20 protein-coding genes are annotated in these 21,721 nt (G+C 68.1%); 11 read left to right on the top strand and 9 right to left on the bottom strand.

Going from position 1 to position 21,721, the window contains the following annotated elements; translation table 11 throughout:
• Positions 1-254 precede the first annotated feature (254 nt).
• The 3 genes from mobF (at position 255) to CFI00_RS12505 (ending at position 5,854) form a co-directional block, all read left to right on the top strand.
• Positions 255-3,785, top strand: coding sequence for a MobF family relaxase (gene mobF / locus CFI00_RS12515; RefSeq protein WP_207081483.1), 3,531 nt, complete (start codon positions 255-257; stop codon positions 3,783-3,785).
• A gap of 114 nt (positions 3,786-3,899) precedes the next feature.
• A complete protein-coding gene (locus tag CFI00_RS12510) occupies positions 3,900-4,220 on the top strand; it encodes a hypothetical protein (protein ID WP_207081482.1) in 321 nt (106 codons plus the stop codon).
• A 326-nt stretch (positions 4,221-4,546) separates the two neighbouring features.
• A complete protein-coding gene (locus CFI00_RS12505; RefSeq protein ID WP_207081481.1) occupies positions 4,547-5,854 on the top strand; it encodes a tetratricopeptide repeat protein in 1,308 nt (435 codons plus the stop codon).
• A 249-nt stretch (positions 5,855-6,103) separates the two neighbouring features.
• On the opposite strand, the gene CFI00_RS12500 is transcribed toward CFI00_RS12505, so the two are convergent.
• The 3 genes from CFI00_RS12500 to CFI00_RS12490 form a co-directional block, all read right to left on the bottom strand.
• Positions 6,104-7,168, bottom strand: a complete 1,065-nt coding sequence (locus CFI00_RS12500; protein ID WP_347401858.1) for a metallophosphoesterase — start codon at positions 7,166-7,168, stop codon at positions 6,104-6,106.
• A gap of 323 nt (positions 7,169-7,491) precedes the next feature.
• Positions 7,492-8,397 carry a cation diffusion facilitator family transporter gene (locus tag CFI00_RS12495; protein ID WP_207081479.1) on the bottom strand — a complete coding sequence of 302 codons (906 nt, stop codon included), beginning with the start codon at positions 8,395-8,397 and terminating at the stop codon, positions 7,492-7,494.
• Positions 8,397-8,777, bottom strand: coding sequence for a metalloregulator ArsR/SmtB family transcription factor (locus CFI00_RS12490; RefSeq protein WP_207081478.1), 381 nt, complete (start codon positions 8,775-8,777; stop codon positions 8,397-8,399). The genes CFI00_RS12495 and CFI00_RS12490 overlap by 1 nt, the downstream gene beginning before the upstream one ends.
• A gap of 404 nt (positions 8,778-9,181) precedes the next feature.
• On the opposite strand from CFI00_RS12490, the gene CFI00_RS12485 reads away from it, so the two are divergent.
• On the top strand, positions 9,182-9,892 hold the full coding sequence (locus tag CFI00_RS12485; protein ID WP_207081477.1) for an SH3 domain-containing protein: 711 nt from the start codon (positions 9,182-9,184) through the stop codon (positions 9,890-9,892).
• Positions 9,893-9,894: 2 nt separating this feature from the next.
• Here CFI00_RS12485 and CFI00_RS12480 read toward each other — a convergent pair whose 3' ends face one another.
• Both CFI00_RS12480 and CFI00_RS23615 read right to left on the bottom strand, forming a co-directional pair.
• Positions 9,895-10,839 (bottom strand): peptidylprolyl isomerase, encoded by a 945-nt coding sequence (locus CFI00_RS12480; RefSeq protein WP_207081476.1) that lies wholly within the window; start codon positions 10,837-10,839, stop codon positions 9,895-9,897.
• A gap of 67 nt (positions 10,840-10,906) precedes the next feature.
• Positions 10,907-11,356: a DUF3093 domain-containing protein gene (locus CFI00_RS23615; protein ID WP_242532362.1), complete on the bottom strand. Its 450-nt coding sequence runs from the start codon at positions 11,354-11,356 to the stop codon at positions 10,907-10,909.
• Positions 11,357-11,618: 262 nt separating this feature from the next.
• Between CFI00_RS23615 and CFI00_RS12470 the strand changes: the two genes are divergently transcribed.
• From CFI00_RS12470 to CFI00_RS12445, 6 genes are all read left to right on the top strand, one after another.
• Entirely contained in the window at positions 11,619-13,235 is a 1,617-nt protein-coding gene (locus CFI00_RS12470; protein WP_242532361.1) for a cytochrome c biogenesis protein ResB, read from the top strand.
• The gene (gene ccsA / locus CFI00_RS12465) at positions 13,232-14,143 is read left to right on the top strand and encodes a cytochrome c biogenesis protein CcsA (RefSeq protein ID WP_207081473.1); all 912 of its coding nucleotides are present in this window, start codon (positions 13,232-13,234) and stop codon (positions 14,141-14,143) included. The genes CFI00_RS12470 and ccsA overlap by 4 nt, the downstream gene beginning before the upstream one ends.
• A 95-nt stretch (positions 14,144-14,238) precedes the next feature.
• Positions 14,239-14,847: a copper resistance CopC family protein gene (locus CFI00_RS12460; RefSeq protein ID WP_207081472.1), complete on the top strand. Its 609-nt coding sequence runs from the start codon at positions 14,239-14,241 to the stop codon at positions 14,845-14,847.
• Between the two features lie 32 nt (positions 14,848-14,879).
• Complete coding sequence (locus tag CFI00_RS12455) at positions 14,880-16,901, top strand: cytochrome c oxidase assembly protein (RefSeq protein WP_207081471.1); 2,022 nt, start codon at positions 14,880-14,882, stop codon at positions 16,899-16,901.
• Complete coding sequence (locus CFI00_RS12450; protein WP_207081470.1) at positions 16,898-17,263, top strand: BlaI/MecI/CopY family transcriptional regulator; 366 nt, start codon at positions 16,898-16,900, stop codon at positions 17,261-17,263. The genes CFI00_RS12455 and CFI00_RS12450 overlap by 4 nt, the downstream gene beginning before the upstream one ends.
• 92 nt (positions 17,264-17,355) lie before the next feature.
• Complete coding sequence (locus tag CFI00_RS12445) at positions 17,356-18,222, top strand: M56 family metallopeptidase (protein ID WP_207081469.1); 867 nt, start codon at positions 17,356-17,358, stop codon at positions 18,220-18,222.
• Positions 18,223-18,259: 37 nt separating this feature from the next.
• On the opposite strand, the gene CFI00_RS12440 is transcribed toward CFI00_RS12445, so the two are convergent.
• From CFI00_RS12440 to CFI00_RS12425, 4 genes are read right to left on the bottom strand one after another with little or no spacing between them, the layout of a single operon-like run.
• Positions 18,260-18,793, bottom strand: a complete 534-nt coding sequence (locus CFI00_RS12440) for a TlpA disulfide reductase family protein (protein WP_207081468.1) — start codon at positions 18,791-18,793, stop codon at positions 18,260-18,262.
• Between the two features lie 44 nt (positions 18,794-18,837).
• Positions 18,838-19,620 carry a cytochrome c biogenesis protein CcdA gene (locus CFI00_RS12435; RefSeq protein WP_347401857.1) on the bottom strand — a complete coding sequence of 261 codons (783 nt, stop codon included), beginning with the start codon at positions 19,618-19,620 and terminating at the stop codon, positions 18,838-18,840.
• A 10-nt stretch (positions 19,621-19,630) separates the two neighbouring features.
• Positions 19,631-20,218 carry a vitamin K epoxide reductase family protein gene (locus CFI00_RS12430; RefSeq protein ID WP_207081467.1) on the bottom strand — a complete coding sequence of 196 codons (588 nt, stop codon included), beginning with the start codon at positions 20,216-20,218 and terminating at the stop codon, positions 19,631-19,633.
• Positions 20,215-20,880 (bottom strand): thioredoxin domain-containing protein, encoded by a 666-nt coding sequence (locus CFI00_RS12425; protein ID WP_207081466.1) that lies wholly within the window; start codon positions 20,878-20,880, stop codon positions 20,215-20,217. Before CFI00_RS12425 ends, CFI00_RS12430 begins: the two co-directional genes overlap by 4 nt.
• Positions 20,881-21,119: 239 nt before the next feature.
• Here CFI00_RS12425 and CFI00_RS12420 point away from each other — a divergent pair, with 239 nt between their 5' ends.
• Positions 21,120-21,707, top strand: a complete 588-nt coding sequence (locus CFI00_RS12420) for a hypothetical protein (RefSeq protein ID WP_207081465.1) — start codon at positions 21,120-21,122, stop codon at positions 21,705-21,707.
• Positions 21,708-21,721 lie beyond the last annotated feature (14 nt).

Raw genomic sequence — 21,721 nt, 5'->3', positions numbered from 1 at the left:
CCAATTGACGCACTGACCACCTGCCCCACGCAACTGTCTCCCATGATTCCCCTCGATCCTTTCGATCTGCTCCCTCTCACTCAGGTGTCGACGCCGGTCCACATCCGCCCGTCCTCGCCCTGCAGGTCGTCCTTCTCGACATACACCGTTTGCAGATCGAGGGGGGTTCTGTGGGACGGCGGCTGTGGAGAACTGGTGGTTTGGGCCGCTTGTGGACCTGCGTCGGCACCTGCATGCCGAGGAGGTGTGTGTCGGTGACCGTCTCGATGCGGGTGATGTCGGCTGGCAGGGGATACGACTACCTGCTCAAGAGCGTGGTCCGTGGCGATCGCGAGATGGGCGGGTCGACCGCGCTGACCAGGTACTACACCGAGGAGGGCACGCCGCCCGGTCGCTGGCTGGGCTCGGGGCTCCACGCCTTCGGCAACGGTCGGATCAGGCAGGGCGACGGGGTGACGCCCCAGCAGCTTGCGCTGCTTCTCGGCTCAGGCCGGGACCCCGTGACCGGTGAGCCACTGGGTCGTGCGTTTCCGGAGTACGAGGGAGTGAGGTCGCGAGTCGCGGCTCGAGTAGCCAAGCTGCCCAATGACCTCACCGACGAGCAGCGGCACGAGGCCGCCGCAATGATTACGCACGAAGAAGTGGCGACCGGCACGCGACGGGCAGTCGCGGGTTACGACTTCACGTTCAGCGCCCCCAAGTCGGTCTCTACGCTCTGGGGCGTTGCGGACGCGGGAACCCAGGCACTCATCCTCGAGGCTCACCACCGGGCCCTCGACGAAGTAGTCGCGTTCCTCGAGCGCGAGGTCGCCACGACCCGCAGGGGAGTCGCAGCCGGCGACGGCGCCGTGGCGCAGGCCGACATCGTCGGCATCGTAGCGACGGCGTACGACCATTGGGATTCGCGTCATGGTGACCCGCAGCTCCACACGCACGTGGTCATCTCCAACAAGGTCAAGACCGCAGAGGACGGGCGGTGGCGCAGCCTGGACGGACGGCCGCTCCATGCGGCTGTGGTGGCGCTGTCGGCGCACTACAACGCGGTACTTGCTGACCGCATGACCCGCACCTTCGGGATCGAGTGGGAGCAGCGCGACAGAGGCAAGAACCACAATGTTGCCTGGGAACTGGAGCCCGTCCCGGAGTCGCTCATCCACGCATTTTCAGGTCGCTCTCGGATGGTCGATGAGGAGACCGACCGTCTGATCGAGGAATACGTCGCCCGGCACGGGTGCCGCCCCTCCGCGACGCGGATCATCGAGTTGCGAGCAAAGGCGACCCTGGCTACCCGTCCCGAGAAGGTCATCCGGTCCCTCTTCGATCTCACCACCGAATGGAGGAAACGGGCGCAGACGATCCTCGGGGCGAGCGCACTCGGGTGGGCACGCAGAACCACCGCGGGTCCTTTCGCCCGCCCGACCCTTCGGGCCGACGACATCCCGCTCGACGTCGTCGCTGACGTGGGCGCCTCGGTGGTCGGGTCGGTCAGCGAGGGGCGGTCGACGTGGCGGCACTGGAACCTCTGGGCCGAGGCGTCCCGGCAGACGATGGGGTGGCGCTTCGCCAGTGTCGAGGACCGCGAAGCCGTGATCGGGATGGTCGTCGATGCTGCGAAGCGGGAGTCCGTGTCCCTGACCCCGCTGGAGCTGGCAATCAGCCCCGAGGTCTTCCAGCGGAAGGACGGGTCCACAGTGTTCCGGCCGCGGCACTCGGTGGTCTTTACGGCTGAGGGGCTGCTCGCGGCCGAGGACCGGTTACTGGCTCGAACGACCAACCTCACAGCTCCGTCAGTCAGTCTTGATCTCCTCGAGCGCGTGGCCCTCAGGCAACACGGCCTGAGTGCTGAGCAGGTCGAGACGCTCGCGCGGATTGCCGTGTCCGGGCGGCAGGTCGACCTTCTCGTCGGTCCGGCCGGCGCGGGCAAGACCACCGCCATGCACGCTCTGAAGACAGCCTGGACGATCCAACACGGGAAGGGCAGCGTCGTCGGGCTCGCTCCGAGCGCTGTCGCCGCCCAAGTGCTCGCCGAAGACCTCGGCATCGGGTGTGAAAACACCGCCAAGTGGCTGCACGAGCACGACCGCGGGCGGGCGAAGTTCGAGACAGGACAGCTCGTGATTGTCGATGAAGCCACACTGGCCGGCACCTTGGCTCTCGACCGACTCGCCGCTCTAGCTTCAGAGGCCGGGGCGAAGGTGCTGCTGGTGGGGGACTGGGCGCAGCTCCAGTCGGTCGAGGCAGGAGGGGCGTTCACGCTCCTGGCGTCCGCCCGTCCCGACACTCCGGAGCTCACCGAGGTCCATCGCTTCACCAACGAATGGGAGAAGGCCGCGTCGCTCGACCTGCGCTTCGGCCGCGTCGAAGTCGTCGGCACGTACGCCCAACGCGACCGGGTCCGTGAGGGCACCACCGACGACATGGTGGACGCTGCCTACCTCGCCTGGAGGGATGACGTCCAGGCTGGTCGCGCCGCGATCCTCATAGCAGACGCGACCGAGACCGTGAGGTACCTCAACACGCGAGCCCGCGCCGACCGCATCGCCGGTGGCGATCCGGCGGGAAGCATCGAGGTAAACCTCGCCGACAGCACCCGAACGTCGATCGGTGACCTTGTCATCACCCGCAGAAACGACCGCCGTCTCCCGACGACGCGTGGCGGATGGGTCCGCAACGGTGACCGCTGGCGCGTCACGGGAGTGGGTAAGGACGGCTCGGTGACCGTCCAGCGTCTCGACGTGAAGGGGGAGAGCGTGACGCTGCCAGCGGCGTACGTCGCAGTGCACGTCGAGCTCGGGTACGCCGTGACGGCTCACCGCGCCCAAGGCATCACCGTCGACACCTCACACGTCGTCGTCTCACGCGCCACCACCCGCGAGAACCTATACGTCTCGATGACACGGGGGAGAGAGGTGAACATCGCGTACGTCGCTCTCGACAAGCCAGACGAGATTCACGCCCCGCCAGAGCCCGACGAAGTGAACGGTCGGACTGTCTTGTACGGGGTCCTGAAGCACTCTGGCGCGGACCTGTCTGCCCACCAGATGATCGTGGAGGAGCAAGAGAGGTGGTCATCCATCGCGCAGCTCGCGGCGGAGTATGAAACCATCGCGGCCGTTGCCCAGCGGGACCGCTGGGTCGGCCTGGTGGGGAATTGCGGCTTGACCGACGACCAGGTCGACCTAGTTCTCGGGTCCGACTCGTTCGGTCCGCTCACTGCCGAGTTGCGACGTGCCGAAGCGAACGGTCATGACGTCGGCCGAGTCCTGCCGGCGCTCGTGGCACAGCGATCACTTGAGGACGCTCAGGACGTAGGAGCTGTGTTGATCAGCCGACTCCGCAAGAAGGCACTCCCCGAGCGTGGCAGGAGAGCTGCTCACCATGGACACATTGCCGGTTTGATCCCGGCGGCCAGGGGGCCGATGAGTCCCGAGATGATGACCGCGCTCGCAGAACGACACAGGCTGATGGAGTCGCGGGCCGCCGTATTGGCCCTCAACGCAGTCGGGGCCGACGCGTCCTGGCTCAAGCGCCTTGGGACGCCACCTGTGAGCGACGCAGACCGCAGACGCTGGCTCAACGAGGTCAGGACTGTCGCCGCCTATCGCGATCGCTACCAGGTTGACGGTCCGAGCGCTCTCGGAGAGGTCCGACACACAGTGCAGAACTTCGATGTCGCCCGAGCGCAGCAGGCAATCCGGCGGGCGCGGGCAATCGCTGACGACGCGGACCGCACGCAGAACGGCGGTGACCTCAGCATCGATCGACAAAGACGGGCGCTCGTCTAACCGGGTTCACAACACTGTCGTACGGGACTTGTCCACAGGACCGGCACGCCCGCGCCCGTCCCTTCGAATCTGGTGTGCAAGGTGCGGTGAAACCGTCTCGCGAGGGAGGCCTCCATGCTTGCACTGCTGTGGAACGCCAGCGCTTGCGTGCGCAGCTACCTGCGTTCGCACATGCCCACCAACCGTCTCGTCGACTGGCTCCGCACCCCGGGCGGCACGAGGTGGGCAGTCCCCGTTGCCGTGGTCGCGATTCCGACCTACCTCTTCGCCATGAGCATCTGCGCCACGCTCGTTGAGCGAGGCGGTCCTCGCCTTCTCAACTGTCTGGTGGCGGTCTTCGCTTGGAATTCCATCAAGTTTGCCGTTCTGGGGCTGTGGGCACCAGTGCGTACCTTGACCCGGTGGCTCGCGAAATGTGGCGACCTCGACGTGTGAACCATGTGGCCCCACGCCCGGAGGGTTCGCCGGTTCAGGAAGCCGGTCGCAGGCGGATGTTCGTCTGGTGGTGGAGCCCCCGGCGCCACCCGCTTTCACAACCATCGGCTGAAACATGAACGACATGCCCTGGCATGCGCGAGCGTCGATGTCGGATGCGGCGGCTGCCGGCTTCGCGGCAGTCGTCGCGGACGTCGAGATGTTGGCGACGCGGTGTGTGCAGAGGCACTCATGTGGGGCCGCTGACGTCGGGGACCAACCAATCCGAGCCCCACAGCGCACCGAACATCTTCTGACTTCAGACGTTCCACGGGAAGGCCTTGCACATGCGCAGGACCGCGATGGCGATCGGCGTCGGACTCGTCCTAGCGATCTCCGGTGGGATCGGCGTCGCGACGACGTCCGACGAACCGGCAGAGCGGCCAGCTCCTGCCGTGGCCCGCGTGGTGCCGGACTCCGGACAAGACCTGGAGGCCGCCATCATCTCGCTCCAAGACACCCTGCGCCGAGTGCCGAAGGATCATGCGTCCTGGGCCAACCTCGCGGTCGCCTACGTCGAGCAAGCCCGCCTCACCGGCTTGGCGTCCTACTACGAGATGGCAGAAGAAGCCGCCTCGCGGTCGTTCAGCATCGAGCCCGACGAGAACTTCACTGCCTTGGCTGCCCGCGCGGCGATCGAGTCGGCCAAGCACGACTTCGATGCGGCACTCGCGAGCGCGGAGGAGGCGCTCGGCATCAATCCGTACGACGTGGGCAGCCTCGCGATCCGCATTGACACGCTCACCGAACTCGGCAGGTACGACGACCAGCTACGGGCGCTCAGGATCGCCGATCGGCGTCGGCCGAGCACCGCAATCGCAGCTCGCTACGCCTACGCGTACGAGCTTCGGGGCGAGCTCGACCGGGCCGGCGACATCCTGCGCGACGCAGCAGCGAACGGTGGCGGTGCGGACCGCGGGTACCTGCTCACCCTGCGCGCCGACATCCTGCGCAAGCAAGGGCGTCTTGAAGGTGCGGGACGTGACCTCGAGACCGCGCAGCAAGTAGCGCCGAAGCTCCTCCTGTCGCTCGTCTCCACTGCGCGCCTGCAGACAGCGCGCGGGGACCTTGACGGAGCGGTCGAGACGTGGCAGGCCGTCACTGCCCGACAGCCGCTGCCTGAATACATCACCGAGCTGGGGGAGCTCCTCGATCACTTGGGCCGAACGGAGGAGGCTGAGGCGCAGTACGACGTGGTCCGGGCGACGATCGACCTCCTCGACGCCAGCGGTGTGGGGAGTGACCTGGAGACTGCGATCTTCGAGTCAGACCACGGGTCCGTCGAGCAAGCACTCATTCAGGCCCAGGCAGAGTATTCGCGGCGCACGAGTGTCCACGTCGCTGATGCGTACGCGTGGGCTCTGCACCGCGCCGGTCGTGACGCTCAAGCGCTCCCGATCGCGCGTGCGGCCACGCGCCTCGGCACGCCCGAAGCCAGGTTCTGGATCCACCGCGGCACCATCGAGGCCGCCCTCGGGATGACCGGCGCCGCACGTACGCACCTGCGGCGGGGACTGGCCACCGACCCGGGACTGTCGCCGTGGCAGCGAGACGAAGCCCTCGCGACGCTCTCCAGGGTCCGCAGCGACCGCTGAGGTCCGCCTCAGGTCCGCCGCTCGCCGCTGGGGCGGGTGCGTGCTGGGTGGTCAGCCAGACCGGGTTGCGGGGATCGACCGCTCCTCGGAGGAGACCCGGACGCAACCGATGGCGGGGGAGTGAGCCTGCACGGCTGGAACCTGACCCGAACATCCGTTGGTGCCAGGGATCGGTGCCGGAGGCGGCGCAAGCGGCGTCAGGTCTGCTGAGATTCGCCGCCGAGGCGTTCGCAGTCGCGTTGCGGTGAGTCACCCGACTGGATCGAGGATGCCAGCCGTCCCCTGCACGGCAAGGCCACCATCTGGCGTTCGCCGGGCGCTCAATGTCCCGGTGACGATGGAGGGGAACCGGTAGCTCACGGCGGCGGGAGCGCCGAGCCGCGACGTCGTCCAGAGCCGGTCGGTGAAGTCCATCTGGCCGCGGAACTGGTGGTTCTCGAGCACCAGCTGGCGACGAGTGGCCTGGCCCAGGATGTACGACGCCTCTCCGCGGTAGAACAGGGAGCCGTGCGCTACCTGCATGATGCCGTCCCGGATGTTGACCGACTGGTCATGGACCTCGCCGCAGAGATAGACGTCGACGCCGCCATCGACCATCGCCTTCCACAGCGGGGAGCTCGTCCCGCGCTCGTAGCGGAGCCGGCTCGAGTTGCGGTGACGGACCGGCCCCGTGATCGGGGTGTGGCCCTGGACGACGACCCAAGGAACTCGTGCCTCCCGCGCCCCTCGCAGCACCTGCCGCAACCATCGCAGCTGTGCCGCATCGACTCGCATCCGGACGTCGTCCTTCGAGCGTGTGAACGGATCGATGGTGACGAGCAGCAGGTTGGGGTCCAGGCGGGTCGCATAGGCCGTCCGTCGAGCCTGCCCTGAGCTCGGACGGTCGGGCCATCGCCAGGCGCCATCACGTGTCCGGAGCAAGTGATCGGAGTACAGCTTTTTGAGCTCGTCCACGTGGTCGAGCTTGAAGTCGATCCACTCGTCGCCCCTCTTGACCCATGGATTGTCCCCGATCTCGTGGTCACCTAGCGCCGGAAAGGGCGTCAGCCCGTGTCGAGCGAGACGTCGGGCCCACGACCGGTAGTACACGTCCGCTGCCGCGCGCGCGGCGTTGAACCGCTGGGACGGCGTCTCGATCGGGCCGAAGACGCCGGCGCCGGAGTCGTCGCGACCCCATCGACCCTCCACGAGGTCACCTGCCACGAGGACGTCGCGCGCACCCTGGGATCGCATCTCGTCGAGCATCTTGAGCAGGGCGTCCTCGTAGGACGCACTGGTCGAGTTGGCGACGCGGCCTGAGGTCGGGTCGGGCACTGGTCGGCCACCCCGGTCGGTCAGGTCCGCTACGTCCTGGTTGAGGAAGTCGGGCGCAGAGATGAAGCGGTACGCGCGGGGGAGCCGAGGCGCAGGAGGTACCGCCGGGCGACCCCTGGGGTCGTCCGGTGCCCAGTCGTGGTCCGGTGAGCGGTCGCCACGTGGTGTCTCGTCCTCGGCTGGGGGGACCCCCGCCGAGCCGTCGTCCACCACCTCCGGGGACTGGAAGGCCGGGGCCGCCAGAACCACCGCGCCGACGACAACCGCTGCGACCAGGAGCGCCGCTCGTTTCGTCGCCCGGCGCGATCGCTCGCCTCGCAATGTCACCAAGTCGCCTCGTCGCACGCCTTCGACGCACGAGACTCGACCTGGAGGGTCGCGTGCTCGATCTGGTGCTTCACACGCATCACGCCTCGAGCCTCTTCCAGCACGGCCTGGGCCGACTCGGTGTCGGCCACCACGAGATGGGCAGTAGCGACGTACATTCCCGAGGTGAGTGTCCAGACGTGGAGGTCGTGCACGTCGACCACACCTCGGGTGGACTCCAGGTCCTGGACGATCTGGTCCAGCTCCATGCCCTGCGGGACGTGCTGACCCAGGACGGCGAGCACCTCCCGGCCCAGCACGACGGCACGGACGGCGACGAAGACTCCGATCGCCAAGGCCACGAGAGTGTCCCACCAGCCTCGCCCGGTAGCCGCGACGAGGATGCCTGCGGTGATGACGCCGACGCTGCCGGCGGCATCTGCCACCACCTCGTAGTACGCCCCCTTGATGTTGAGCGACTCGTCGGCGCCGCCGCGCAGCAGCACGATGGACACCACGTTGATGAGCAGACCGATGGCCCCGACCACCAGGACGGGGCCTGCCTGGACCTCCACGTCCTGTCCCAGGCGCGCCAACGCTTCGACTACGACGTACGCCGACACGCCGAGCATGATGAGCACGGTGAAACCCGAGGCGAAGATCTCGGCGCGGTACGAGCCGTAGCTGCGCCGTCCCGACCGGTCGGGACGGGCCGCGAGCTTTGTCGCAGCGAGCGCCGCTCCCAGCGCTACCACGTCGGCGGCCATGTGTCCGGCGTCAGAGATGAGCGCCAACGATCCGGAGATCAGACCGACCGCGAGCTCCACGGCGAAGAACGACCCGACGAGGCCGAAGGCGACCACCAGGCGCCACCGGTGTCGCGCACCGGCGTGGCCCGTCCCGTGTCCATGCCCGGCGCCCATCAGCTGCCCTTCCTGTTCTGCTTGTCGTCGTGGAGTCGGTGCACCAATGCCACCTGTTCGGAATGATCTGCGTGGTCGGCGTGGAACAACGCCTCGTCCAGCAGCCGGTGCACGTGCTCGTCGGCCGCCGTGTAGTAGGCGAAGGTTCCTTCCCGCCTCACCTGCACCAAGCCCGCCAGGCGCAACTTTGCGAGGTGCTGGCTGACTGCGGAGGAGCTCGCGCCCACGCGCTCAGCCAGCTCGTTCACGGATGACTCACCGTGCAACAGGGCCCACAGGATCCTGATGCGCTTGCGATCGGCCAGCATCCTGAACGCCTCGACCGCGAGGTCGACCTGATCGTCCGTCGGCATCTCCATGCGCTCGCTCCGCTTATCCATGAGAGCCACCATATCTGCAAAGACACGCATATACGCAATCAGTTTGCTTCCAGCGAGTTGGCCCGGCCGACCTGTCGTCCATACTATGGCCGATAGTAGGACCTCGGCGAGTGTGCTTCGGGGGAGCGCTCAGATCGTCAGGTCCATCGTCGACACCCATGGCAACATGCGAACCAACAGGAGGCGGAGTGGCGCGCTCTCGACGGACGGCCAAGCACGCGCGGCGGCGGGAGCGATCGCTTCCGCGTGCGGCTTTCGTTGCTGGCCCCGTCGCGATCGTCGCGACTGGCGTGGTGGTCGGACTCGGGGTGCAGAACGTCCCGGTGCCGGCGCCTGACGTTGCGGCGACAGACGCACCGTCGCCACAGGTCTCGGCGACAGAATCACCGCGCGAAGCTACGGCCTTGACGCGCGACCCTCTCGTGTCGCGAAGCGAGCGCCGGCCCGCGCGTCCCGCCGCTGGGGCAGCCGCCAGTCCCGCGAACGCAGCCACGCTGACCCCGGCTGCGAAGATGATGCGCCCAGCGGCGATCAGGCGAGCAGTCGAGTCGGCAGACACCACTCAGTGGACGACCGCGGATCTCAACCTCTGGACCGCGCCAGGCGAGAAGGCGCAGCAGGTCGGCCTGCTGGACGCATCGTTCAAGGTCTTGCTGACCGGCCGTGAGTTCGGGGGGCGCCAGGAAGTCGTGGTCGACGGGAAGGCGCGTTGGGTGACGGCCGGATACCTCAGCGTGGAGAAGCCTTCACCGGAGCGCGGACTGAGCGGACGATGTGACAACGGCACCTCGGTGCCGGCCGGCGTGAGCTCGAACATCCGAGCGGTCCATCAAGCGGTGTGCTCCAACTTCCCGGAGATCACGACGTACGGCACCCTGCGGAGCGACGGCGAGCACGCGCAAGGCATCGCCGTCGACATCATGGTGTCGGGTGCCCGGGGGTGGGAAGTTGCGGAGTTCATCCGTGCGAACAGTTCGGCGCTTGGTGTGAGCTATGCGATCCACGCAAGGAACATCTGGTCCGTGCAGCGCTCGGCCGAAGGCTGGCGGGGGATGGAGGACCGCGGTTCAGTGACCGCCAACCACTACGACCACGTCCACGTGACGACCTTCTGAGGTCAGCGCTCCTCGATAATGACCGACTCGATGAACAATCGTTCCGCGTAGTCCTCGCCGCCCATCCCAACCCGGTCCAGCGAGGTGAGGGTGTCGATGACACCCATTCCGCTCTGCACGCGCCCGAGCACGGTCTGGGTCCGCTGGGTCTCGAAGCCGGCGTCGAACGCTTCGCCGTAGGCGATGTAGAAGTCGCTCCCCGCGGTGTAGGGGCCTTCGCTCGTGGTGGTCACCGTTCCGACGGGGTAACCCCTGCGCTTCGCGAAGGCGAGCTCGTCCGGCAGCCGGTAGCCGATGTCCCATCCGACCGTGTTGTCACCGCTGCCCGCCTGCGCAGCTGTGACCCCTCCGAAGTCACGGAAGAAGAGGAGGCCGTCGTAGAAGCCCTCCCGGGCAAGGAAGACGAACGAGTTGACCGCGACAGGGGCGTGCTTCTCCAACAGGTCGATGGTGATCGGGCCGCAGGAGGTCTCGACTCGTGCGACGTAGTCGATCCCCTCGCGAAGCACCTTCGCGGGACCACCGGGATAGCGGGGGCGGGTGGCCCGCGCATTCGCCGGTGCTCTTCCCGCACACGCCACCGGGCGATCGTCGGGCGGTGGCTTCAGCTCGCTGCGGACCGGGGTGCCGGCTGGGACGGTGTAGTCCTCGGCTATGGCGTCACCGGCTTCGATCGCCTGGTTGACTTCGGCGGCCTGGGCCTCGCGAGCCGCTTCTTCCGGGATCAGCTTCGCCGGCTCACTGGCGGATTCCCCGACCGTCTGCGGCGGAGCGTCGCGACCGGTGGAGATGACTGCCGCTACGACGGCGAGCGTCAGGGTGAGCACCGCTGCTGCGGCCATGAGCAGCACATTGCGACGGCGGCGCTGGGCCAGCTGAAGCTGGTCGCGTTCCCACTGCGCGTGTTCTGCCCTCTGGCGGGCCTTCCGCTGCTTGCTGCTGCTCACGTCTCTCTCCTCGAGGGGCGCCGTGCGGACACATGCGGCCTCGCTCGTGCGGGAGCGGCCTTCTGGTTCAGGGTAACGGGGAGCGCCCGGCGCTGAGCGCCGCGGCCAGTTCCGTGGCTCGACGAGAGCTGAGGAGCCAGTACGGCGCGGGGTCCGTGGGATCGTCGATGGTGATGCGGACCCCGGTGGCGATGTACGGCCTGAGCAGCAGATAGGCGCGGGCATTGGCGTCGCGTCCTGCTGCTAGCCGCATCTGAGGCGCACTCAGTGATGTCGCAGGCCCGAGGAACGACCGTCGGATACGAGCTCGACCGGCGTAGAGCCACTCGTCCGTGACCACGATCTGTGGTGCTCCGAATGAGCCCAACAAGGCGATGAGAAGGAGGAAGAGCAGCCCTGTCACCGACCACGCGAGCGTCTCCGGGACGGCGACCGCCATCGCGAGCCAGAAACTGGCGACCAGGAGCGATCCCAGCGCCCACCAGCGGGTCGGAACTCTGAGCCGCTCGGCGTACACCGGCGCTGTGCTGTCGTTCTCGTTCCGATCCACAAGCCTTCGACGACGCAAGGCGGCTCCTTCGACGGGTCTTGCTGTCCGCCCGCCGCGGCGTGCGCGGGCGCTCCCAAGACGTACTAGGCAGAATAGTAGACGTCGGGACGACCCGGATCCTGCGTGCGTCGCCGGCGACAACCTGCGCTGGGCGCCTGGCCGTCCGCCTGCCGTGGACGGGCCAGGCCGAGCGTCAGGCGTCTCTACTATGCACGATAGTATGTAGTCGATGGACGTCGCACAGCAGGACCACGCGCTTGAGTCGGAGGACGCCTCCGGGTCTGCGATCAGCGATCCCGCGTCCCCCGTTCGACCGCGTCCCACCGAGCTTGCGGGCTGGGCGCGCTGGGCGTGGCGCCGACTTACCTCGATGCGGACAGCCATCGTGCTGTTGGTGCTGCTGGCCCTCACTGCGGTTCCGGGCTCTCTCCTGCCGCAGAGAGGTGTCGCGAGCGACCCCGCGGCGGTGGCGAACTTCTACCGCCAGCACCCCGACCTGTCCCCTTGGCTGGATCGCCTGTCCCTGTTCAACGTCTACAGCGCTCCGTGGTTCGCGGCGGTCTACGTGCTGCTACTGGTCTCCATGACTGGCTGCGTGGTGCCGAGGTGCGCCCAGCTGTGGCGTGACTACAGAGCCGCACCGCCTTCGGCTCCGCGACGCCTGTCACGCGAGACGGGTCATCGACGTGGTGAGGTCGCGGCAACGACCGACCCGCTGAACGCTGCGGCTGCCTACCTGCGTGCCCGCAGGTTCAGGGTCACCAGCACAGGCCACGAGGTGCGAGCCGAGAAGGGGCGCTCGCGCGAGCTCGGCAACCTCGCGTTCCACCTCTCGTTGCTGGTGCTGCTCTTCGGTGTGGCCGGCGGCAAGCTCTTCGGCTACGAAGGTCGCGTCGCACTTGTCGAAGGCACCACGTTCGCCAATGTCGCCTCCTCGTACGACGCCCTGACGCCCGCGCCATGGGCGGACGTGAACGGGCTCGAACCGCTGGAGGTGACTCTCGATGACTTCGAGGCGGAGTTCGAGACTGAGGGCGCCCGGTTCGGCGAGCCGCGCTCGTTCGAGGCGGCGGTCTCCTACGAGGGCGACGAGGAGAACGGCACCTTCACGGTTCGCCCGAACCGGCCCCTCGAAATCAACGGCACGAAGTTCTTCCTGACCGGTCACGGCTATGCGCCTGAGCTGACCGTGCGGGACGGCAACGGGGACGTCGCAGCCTCGGGGCCCACCATCTTCCTGCCCGTGGACCAAGCGTTCACCTCCGACGGTGTGGTGAAGGTGCCCGACGCCCGCCCGGCCCCGCTGGCGCTGCAGGGCCTCTTCCTTCCCACGGCGGTCGAGGGGCCAGACGGCATGGGCGTCTCCGCGTTCCCGGACCAGGTCAATCCGATCGTCCAGCTGATGGCCTTCACCGGCGACCTCGGTCTGGATGACGGGACCACGCAATCGGTCTACGAGCTGGACTTCACCGACCTCGAACAGGTGCGTGATGGAGAGGGGAAGCCGTGGCGGGTGAGGCTGGCTCCGGGGGAGACGGTGCAGCTGCCCGACGGGCTCGGCTCCGTGACCTTCGACGGTTTGTCGCGCTTCGCCAACTTCCAGGTGGCTCGCGACCCGGGCAAGGAGGTTTCGCTGGTCGCGGCGATCCTGCTGATGCTCGGTCTGACGGCGTCGCTCGCTGTGCCTCGCCGACGGATCTGGGTCCGACGCAACGACGACGGGACTGTCGAACTCGCCGCACGGTCGCTCTCTCGACGGCCAGTGCCGCCCGTTGAGCTCCACGCCCTGGCATCTGCGATCGGCCTGTCGCCCGCAGATGCCCGCCAACACAAGGAGGAAGAATGACGTCATTCGACGCAGCGGCACTCTCTGATGCATTCGTGACGTCGGCTCTGGCGGTCTTCTCGCTCGCCCTCGTCGTGTTGGCCCTCGCGGCGGCCCTGTCTCGCACCCGGACCCGGACGGCGCCCCTGTCCGTCCCGGTCCCTGCCCTCGAAGGACCCAGAGACGCACCGGTGCTGCGGTCGGCGCCGACGCACGGCTCGACCCGACTGGCTGGAGCCGGTCAGGCCGGAGTGGTGCTCGGCACGATCCTTGTGTGCCTGGCAGTCGTGGCGCGCGGGGTGGCGGCAGCCAGAGCCCCGTGGGGGAACATGTACGAGTTCGGACTGACAGGGTCCGCAGCGGTCGCAGTGGCCTTCCTGATCTACAGCCGCCGACGGCCTGTTGGAGGTCTCGCGCCGTGGACGGTCGCGCTCGTGCTGGTGCTCCTGGGGGTGTCGGTCACCTCGCTCTACACCCCGGTCGACGACCTGGTGCCGGTCCTGAACTCACGGTGGCTCGTGGTCCATGTCGCGGCGGCCATCGCAGCAGGAGCCCTGTTCACCGTCGGCGCGTTGGCGACCGTCGCCCAGCTCGTCCGCCAACGCCGCGGCGGGAACGACCAGGAGGACCACTTCGGGGCACTCGCCCACACGGTCCACCTCGTTGCGTTTCCCATCTGGACGTTCGCCGTCATCGCTGGTGCAGTGTGGGCCGAGAACGCCTGGGGGCGCTACTGGGGCTGGGACCCGAAGGAGACGTGGGCATTCATCACGTGGGTCTTCTATGCCGCGCACCTGCACGCACTCTCGACCGTCGGGTGGCGACGTCGGGCCGGCCTTCTCGCGATCGCCGGGTTCCTCGCCTTCCTCTTCAACTTCTTCGGGGTCAACCTCTGGATCCCCGGCCTCCACTCGTACGCAGGAGTGTGACCCATGGACGGCAATGCGATCTCCACCATCATCCTCGGTCTGATTGCCGCGATCGGCACGGGCGTCGTGCTCTACCTGGTGTCGAGGGCGAACTGGTGAGCCCCGTCAGAAGGGCCCTCGCCATCCTGATCGCTGCGTTCACCCTCGCCGGTTCCTCCGCAGGACTGGTGATGTTGCCGGCGAACGCGCACACCGATCTAGTCGATTCGGTCCCGTCGGACGGGGCCGTGCTCGATGAGGTCCCACGCGAGGTGCGGCTGCAGTTCTCGGAGGAGATGGACGCGAGGCTCAGCACGGTCAACCTGCGCGCCAGCGACGGGGCGATCGTGACTCTCGAGCTCCGCGGCGGGGCAACCCCCAGCACCCTCGTGGCACTCCTTCCGAGGTCGTTGCGGCCGAACGCCCGTTCGGCGACCAGGTGGAGAACGACCTTCCGGGTCGTCTCCGCCGACGGTCACCCGGTGGTAGGAGCGGTCGACTTCGTCCTACGGGCCGGTGGCGGCCTGCAGCCCGAGGACCCGCAGCCCAAGGACCCACGCCGTGGCGCGACCACTTCGGACGTCGAGACGGATGCGACGCCGACTCCTGCCCGGGATCGTGGGGACTCTTGGCCGCTTGCGGTGCTCGGCGGCGGGGTGCTGGTGCTCTTGGCCCTTTCTGTCTGGACCGTCATGCGGTTGGCGCGCCGCAACCCGGCCGAATGAGATGGGCGCGCCGGGCCGGGGTGCCTTGGCTGGTGATTGCGCCTGTCATGACGGTGATGATGGCGCTCGTCGCCGCGGGTCTGTCGGGCGGGCTGTCGCCGCTCGGCATCGAGGGCCTGCCTGATCCGGGTGCTCTCACCCGCGTGGGCTTGCCCGTGGTCCAGGCGATCCGTGACCTGGCTGCCATGGTGACGGTGGGGGTGCTGGTCGTCGCTGCCGTGTGCGTACCGCCCTCTGACGGCGACACGAAATCGCGCCTTGGGCCGGCGCAGCTGCGCCTGGTGGGATGCGCGCAGCTGGCGGCCACGACGTGGTCCGTGTCGGGGCTCGTCCTGCTGGCGCTGGTCTACTCCGATTCCGCCGGAAGCGCCATCGGGGTGCCCGGATTCGCCAGCCAGGCCGCTTTCTTCGCCTTGGAGTTCGAGCTCGGTCGCTACGGACTCTGGGGCGTCGGCGCGGCCGGTGCGGTGGCGGTGGCATGCACCCTGGTCCGTCGGATCGGGGGCGCGGGCATCGCCGCGTTCATGGGTCTCATGGCCCTCTGGCCGATGGCCCTGACCGGGCACGCAGCCAGCAGCCTCAACCACGACGAAGCCGTCAACCTCCAGTTCTTCCACCTCGTCGGCACCAGCGTCTGGCTCGGCGGGCTCGTCGCGCTGGTGCTGGTGCGGCGACTGCTGGACGACTCGCTGCTCGACTCGGTGCGCCGCTACTCGAGTCTGGCCGGATGGTGCCTGGGCATCGTGACGATCTCGGGAGCCTTCGGAGCGTGGCTACGCCTGCCGTCGGCGGCATCATTGCTGTCCTCCTACGGGGTGATCCTCGGGGCAAAGCTCGCCGCTGTCACGATGCTGGCGGCGGCCGGCTGGTGGCACCGTCGCCGCACCTTCGACGCCGTGGCACGCGGCGCGGACCTCGCATTCTGGCGACTCGCCGGCGTCGAGCTGGCAGTCCTGGCGGGCGCAGCCGGACTGGGCGTCGCGCTCGCCCGCACGGCCCCACCTGTTCCGCAGGAGCCGCCGCGCCCCCTCACCGCAGCCGAGTCCCTGTTGGGGAGGCCGCTGCCCGTGCCGCTCGATGCCTCGCAATGGATCACCGCGTGGAACGTCGACGCGCTCTTCCTCCCGCTCGGGGTCGCCGCGATCGCCTGGTACCTGCTGGCTGCCCGACGCCTGCGACGGCGAGGGGATACGTGGTCGTGGTTGCGCACCGCGTCGTGGCTGGTCGGGTGCTTGCTCTTCCTGTGGGCCACCAACGGTGCGCCGGGGACGTACGGCCGCGTGCTGTTCAGCATGCACATGGTCCAGCACATGACCGTTGCGACCGCGGTTCCGGTCTTCCTGGTTCTGGGGACACCGATCACGCTCGCGTTGCGGTCGCTGGCGCGCCGCGGTGACGGATCGAGGGGACCGCGGGAGTGGGTGGTGAGCGTGAGCCGCTCCCTACCTGTTCACGTGCTCGGGCACCCCGTCGTGGCTGCAGGGATGTTCGTCGTCTCCATGGTGGCGTTCTACTACACCTCGGCCTTCGAGACGTCGCTGGAGTCCCACACAGCGCACGTGGTGATGACCGTGCACTTCCTGCTCACCGGCTACCTCTTCGCCGAGAGCGTGGTCGGCTCCGACCCTGCACCCCGACGTACGCCGTATCCACTCCGCGTGCTCCTCATCTTGGTCACGTTCGGCTTCCATGCTCTTTTCGCCGTCAGCCTGATGTCGAGCTCCACGGTGCTGGCAGCTGGCTGGTTCGAGGCCCTCGGCCGACCGTGGGGTCGGTCGCTGCTCGACGACCAGTACGTCGGCGCTTCGATCGGCTGGGTGATGGGGGAGTACCCGATCCTCATCATGGCTGTCGCCCTGATCGCAGGTTGGGTGAGAGCCGATCGTCGTGAGCGCCGACGCTACGACCGCCAGGAGGAGCGAGGAGGCGACAAGGAGCTGACGGCGTACAACACCTACCTGGGCCAGCTGGCCCAGGCGGACCTGACACACAGACGCCTGCCTCCTACGATGGAAGCTCGTAGCAAGGATCGGGAGAAGGGGCAACGCAGGTGAGGCAGCTGGGTCAGCTCGAAGCCATGGTGATGCAGCACCTGTGGAGAGTGGGGAATCCCGTGTCCGTGAGAGAGATGCGAGAGACGCTCACAGAAGAGCGTGAGCTCGCGTACACCACGGTGATGACCGTCATGGACAACCTTCACTCGAAGGGCCTCGTGACGCGGCAGAAGCACGGCAAGGCCTACCTCTACTCACCTGCCTCCTCGCGGGACGAGCACACCGCGGCCGTCCTGCACGAAGTTCTCGCCGACAGTCAGGACCGCACTGCCGCCCTCCTCCACCTGGTCGGGAAGATGGACCGCGACGAGGCCGCAGACCTGTTGTCGGCGTTATCGGAGCGAGTGGACGACGCGACGTGACCGCCGCACTCCTGCTGGTCGCCTTCGCGTGTCTCGCGTCCTCGCTCGGACGGTGGCTGTTGAGTCGATCATGGGCAGCACGCTCTCCCCGGGTGGCAGTCATCGGCTGGCAAGCACTGTCGACGTCGGTGGTGGCGTCCATCCTGCTGGCCGCGATAGCCCTGGCGCTCCCGTTCCTTCCGCTGAGGTTCTCGTTGGCCTACCTCATGGGCGCCCACACGCTCACGATCGTCGAGCACTACGAGACGCCTCTCGGTAGCTGGCCCGGCGTCCTGGGCCTCGCCATGGTCGCGTGCCTCACGGCGATGCTCGTCACCACGACGGTCCGCAGCTTCGCGCGGACACGCAGGGTGCGTCGATCACAGCTCGATGCACTGGCTCTCATCGGTCGGCGCGATCCGGGTGGCTTCACCGTGATCGAGCACGAGGTTCCCGTCGCCTACTGCCTGCCGGGCAGTGGGGAAGGGACTGTGGTGCTGTCTTCGGCGGCGATCGCCCTCCTGGGCGATCGTGAGCGCGAGCTGGTCCTGGGCCACGAGCGTCGTCACCTACGAGCGCGACACGACCTGGCGCTGGCCTACTCGGGGGCGCTGGCCAAGACCTTCCCGTGGGTCCCGCTCTTCGGGGATGCGCACGAGCAGACCGCCGTGCTCCTCGAGATGGCAGCAGACGACGCCGCCATCAGTCCAGCCGACCGTCGTTCGCTCGCCGCTGCCATCGTGGCACTGGGAACGGGCGCCCGTCCGGAGGCAGCTCTCGCCGCAAGCGACACCGCTGCTCTGGCGCGCGTACGACGACTCACCTCGCCGGCCGGGTCTCCCGTCAGAGGGCTTGGTGCGCTGGCAGGGACTGCCGTGGCGCTGGTGCTCGCGCTGCCGCTCGGGCTTGCGCTCGCCCCCGCAGTGGAGGCCGCCACGATGGATTGCTGCACAGTTGCCGACGTAGCTGCGCACGACTGACAATCCCTCCGGCTCGGCGCTCCAGTCCGAGTCGCCCTCACTGCGCGTCTTCCACGAGGCCGATGAGCGTGGCGGCGTCGATCTGCCCGATCACCCGAGCCGCGACGGTGCCCTCGGCGTCGATCACCACCGTGCTCGGCACCGCAGCCGCAGTCAGCACGCCCCCGAACGCCAGGATGGCGGTGGCGCTGTCATCAGGATGGATGCTGGGATAAGGGATGTCGAAGGCTCGCTCGAACGCTCGGGCGGCGTCAGGACTGTCCCGCACGTTGATCCCGTAGAAGGCAGCGCTGGGACCGAGCTTCCGGGCCGCCTCGACGAGCTCTGGAGCCTCGGCCCGGCACGGACCGCACCACGACCCCCAGACGTTGACGACCGTCACTGTCCCGCGCAGGCTGTCGCTGCTCAGGCGAGAGCCGTCGAGCAGTTCGGCATCGAAGGACCCGACGGTGGTCCGCTCGCCCGTTTCGTACTGCTGCACTACGTCGCGAGCGCCTGAGGAACGGCTCGGGGAAGTCTGATCTGCCGCCATGGACTGCGCGAACACGACCCAGCAGACGATGCCGGTCACGACGACCGTCGAGATGAAGAAGAGGCTCCTGCGTGGACGAGTGTTCACAGCGGGGCCTGCCAACCGAGGACGAGCACCTGCATGGCAGCGATTCCCTGCGACCACAGCCCCGTCGCCTGCAGAAGTCCCACGACGACGAGGAGGACCCCGCCCCCACGAGTGATGAGCGCCGAGCGCTCACGGACCCAAGCGAAGACCCGCATGGAACGCGTGAGCGACATCGCCGCGAGCAGGAAAGGGAGGCCGAGCCCGATTGCGTAACCAAGTGACAGGAGCGCTCCGCGCCCGGCAGTCGCCGTCGTGGTGGCGAGGGTGAGCACCGCTGCGAGCGCAGGCCCGATGCACGGCGTCCAGCCGACGGCGAAGACGGCGCCCAGCAGCGGCGCGCCGGCGAGCCCGACACGAGGGACGATCCGCACGCGCACAGTGCTACCCAGGACGGGGAGTCGCCCGGCGACGCCGGCGAAGAGAATTCCCAGGGCGATGGTCAGCACTCCAGCGAAGCGCACGACCAGCTCCTGATGGACCAGGAGCCGGGCGCCGAGCGATCCGAAAGCCACGCCGTAGCTGGTGAAGACGACAGCGAAACCGAGCACGAACAGCGCTGCGCCGAGCACCGTGCGAGAGCGACCGCTCGGCGCGCCACCACCGAGCTCGCGGGTGACCTGCGACTCGCTGCCGGCCATGCCTGCGACGTAGGACAGGTAGCCCGGTACCAACGGCAGCGAGCAGGGTGTGAAGAACGACAGCAGTCCCGCGGTGAAGGCGATCGGCAACGCGATGAGCATCGAGCCGTCGAGTATCGCGCCCTGGGCGCCGCCGATCACGCTCGCACCCTCACAGGAGCGTGGACCAGTAGGACCAGAACCGCTCGCCGACCAACCCGAGCAGGACGAGGAATGGCACGAGAAGGATCGGCGCGTGCCATTCCGCCGACACCACGGACGCGCGGCTGCGCCGCAGCTTCTCGCCGAACGCTCCGCCAGCCAGGTTGCGCAGAGTGACGTACCAGAACATCGGGATCACGACCGCCCACACGACCATGCAGTAGGGGCACAAGGCACCGATGCGGTAGATGCTCTGGAACGCCAACCAGGCCACGAACGCCAACGCTGCGGTGACGCCGACCTGGAGCCCGAGCCAGTACCAGCGTGCCAGCCGGGCGCCGGCCAGGACGGCCACCCCGGTGGTCACGACGACCGGGAACGCGGCGACGCCGATGATCGGGTTGGGAAATCCCAGCAACGACGCCTGCGCGGTCTCCATCACCGACCCGCAGCTCAGCACGGGGTTGAGGCTGCAGGTGGGCACGTAGTCGCTGTCCTGTGCGAGCCTGATGCGTTCGACGAGGAGCACCGCAGCAGCGATGAAGCCGACGACCCCGCCAGCGGTCAGCCCCCAGGCCAGGCGACGGTCACTGCTCACTCGGCCAGGGCCTCATCGATCACCGCGGTGAAGTCCTCGACGGTGCGCGGCTGGAAGAGCTCGCCGTCGACGAAGAACGTCGGAGTTCCTGACACACCCAGCGACTCACCATCAGCCACGTCGCGGGCGACCCGGTCGGCGACGTCCTCGGAAGCGACGTCGGCGTCGTACTGGTCCATGTCGAGACCCAGGTCCTCGGCGTACGTCCTGAACAGCTCGTCCTTCGGCTCCTGCGACTCGCCCCACTCTGCCTGGGTCTCGTACATCTTGCTGTACATCGCCTCGAGCTCGCCCTGGCGCGCGGCCGACTCCACCGCGCGCGCGGCCGCACCAGAGTTGACGTGCCCGGGGAGCGGGAAGTACCGGATCACGAAGGTGACCTCGCCGGCGTACTTCTCCCGAAGGTCTTCCACGATGGGGTAAGCGGCGCCGCACGCCTCGCACTCGAAGTCGAGGAACTCGACGAAGGTCACGTCGCTGGAGCCCTCCTCTCCCAGCACGTGGCTGTCGTCCCGAACGATCGCTCCGTCGGCGATCGCGCGTGAGACCTCAGCGGATGCCGGCTCGTCGCCTCCTCGCACCTGGTTCACCACGAACACACCGACGATCGCGATCACCACGACCGCGGCGACGGTCAGGGCCGCCTGGCTTTGCTTGCGCACGTCTGTCACCTTCCACGGGGTCTACTATTCGAGATAGTAACAAGGGCGGGAAGCCGTCCTGGTCCGCGGCCACCCACCTACGAGTCGACAAGCCAGTGCGAGAGGATCGGTCCGTGAACGACCTCCTCGTCAGTCCCGTCCTGCGGGCAGCACGGGGAGCGGTGACGGCTGTCGTGGCTGGCGGCCTCGGAGTCGCGGCTCACGTCGCGGGCGGGGGAAATCTCCCGCCTGCGGCCTGGATGACCGCGATCGTGCTGGCGCTGGGCTCGATCTGCATCGCGTCGATGGGTCGCCCGGCGGACTTGCTCCGCCTCGTGGTCCTGGTCGGTGGGGGACAGTTCGCCACCCATCTGGTGCTCACTGCTTCTGCGGGTCACGGCGGAGGCCATCCTTCTCGTGGCCCGGCCTTGGTGCAGTCGATGCCATCGACAGACGTCGGCGCAGGTCGCAGCGGGTCACTCCGGGAGTTGACGGAGGTCCGTGTCGAGCCGGATGCCGGCGGCGACCTCGTCGCACCTCACTGGTTCACCCACGTCGTCAGTGACCTCACCGGCCCCAACGCCGCAATGGCCCTCGCTCACCTGGCGGCGGCGGGCGTCGTCGCGTGGTGGCTCGCGCAGGGCGAACGCGCGCTCTGGACCGTACTGGTGCTAGTGGGCTGGTCCGTGGCCCATGCACTTCTCCGGGTCACTGTCCGGAGTGACTGTGCGGCCGTGGTGGAGCCCGAAGTGGGCCCATGGAGCGTCGGCGCCCAGCGGCCGAGTCGGCTGCGCAACCCCCTCGCCGGTGGCCTCGGGCGACGCGGGCCTCCGTTGACTGCGATCTGACCCACGACTTCTTG

Origin of the sequence: Nocardioides sp. S5, from assembly GCF_017310035.1 — a bacterium.
Lineage (GTDB): Bacteria > Actinomycetota > Actinomycetes > Propionibacteriales > Nocardioidaceae > Nocardioides.
This window is presented reverse-complemented; position numbering and strand designations above follow the sequence as displayed.

Excerpts from the sequence above, each read along its gene's own strand:
- CFI00_RS12510 (WP_207081482.1), top strand. The coding sequence starts at position 3,900 with ATGCTTGCACTGCTGTGGAACGCCAGCGCTTGCGTGCGCAGCTACCTG.
- CFI00_RS12505 (WP_207081481.1), top strand. The coding sequence starts at position 4,547 with ATGCGCAGGACCGCGATGGCGATCGGCGTCGGACTCGTCCTAGCGATC.
- CFI00_RS12495 (WP_207081479.1), bottom strand. The coding sequence starts at position 8,397 with ATGGGCGCCGGGCATGGACACGGGACGGGCCACGCCGGTGCGCGACAC.
- CFI00_RS12490 (WP_207081478.1), bottom strand. The coding sequence starts at position 8,777 with ATGGATAAGCGGAGCGAGCGCATGGAGATGCCGACGGACGATCAGGTC.
- CFI00_RS12470 (WP_242532361.1), top strand. The coding sequence starts at position 11,619 with ATGGACGTCGCACAGCAGGACCACGCGCTTGAGTCGGAGGACGCCTCC.
- ccsA (WP_207081473.1), top strand. The coding sequence starts at position 13,232 with ATGACGTCATTCGACGCAGCGGCACTCTCTGATGCATTCGTGACGTCG.
- CFI00_RS12420 (WP_207081465.1), top strand. The coding sequence starts at position 21,120 with ATGACCGCGATCGTGCTGGCGCTGGGCTCGATCTGCATCGCGTCGATG.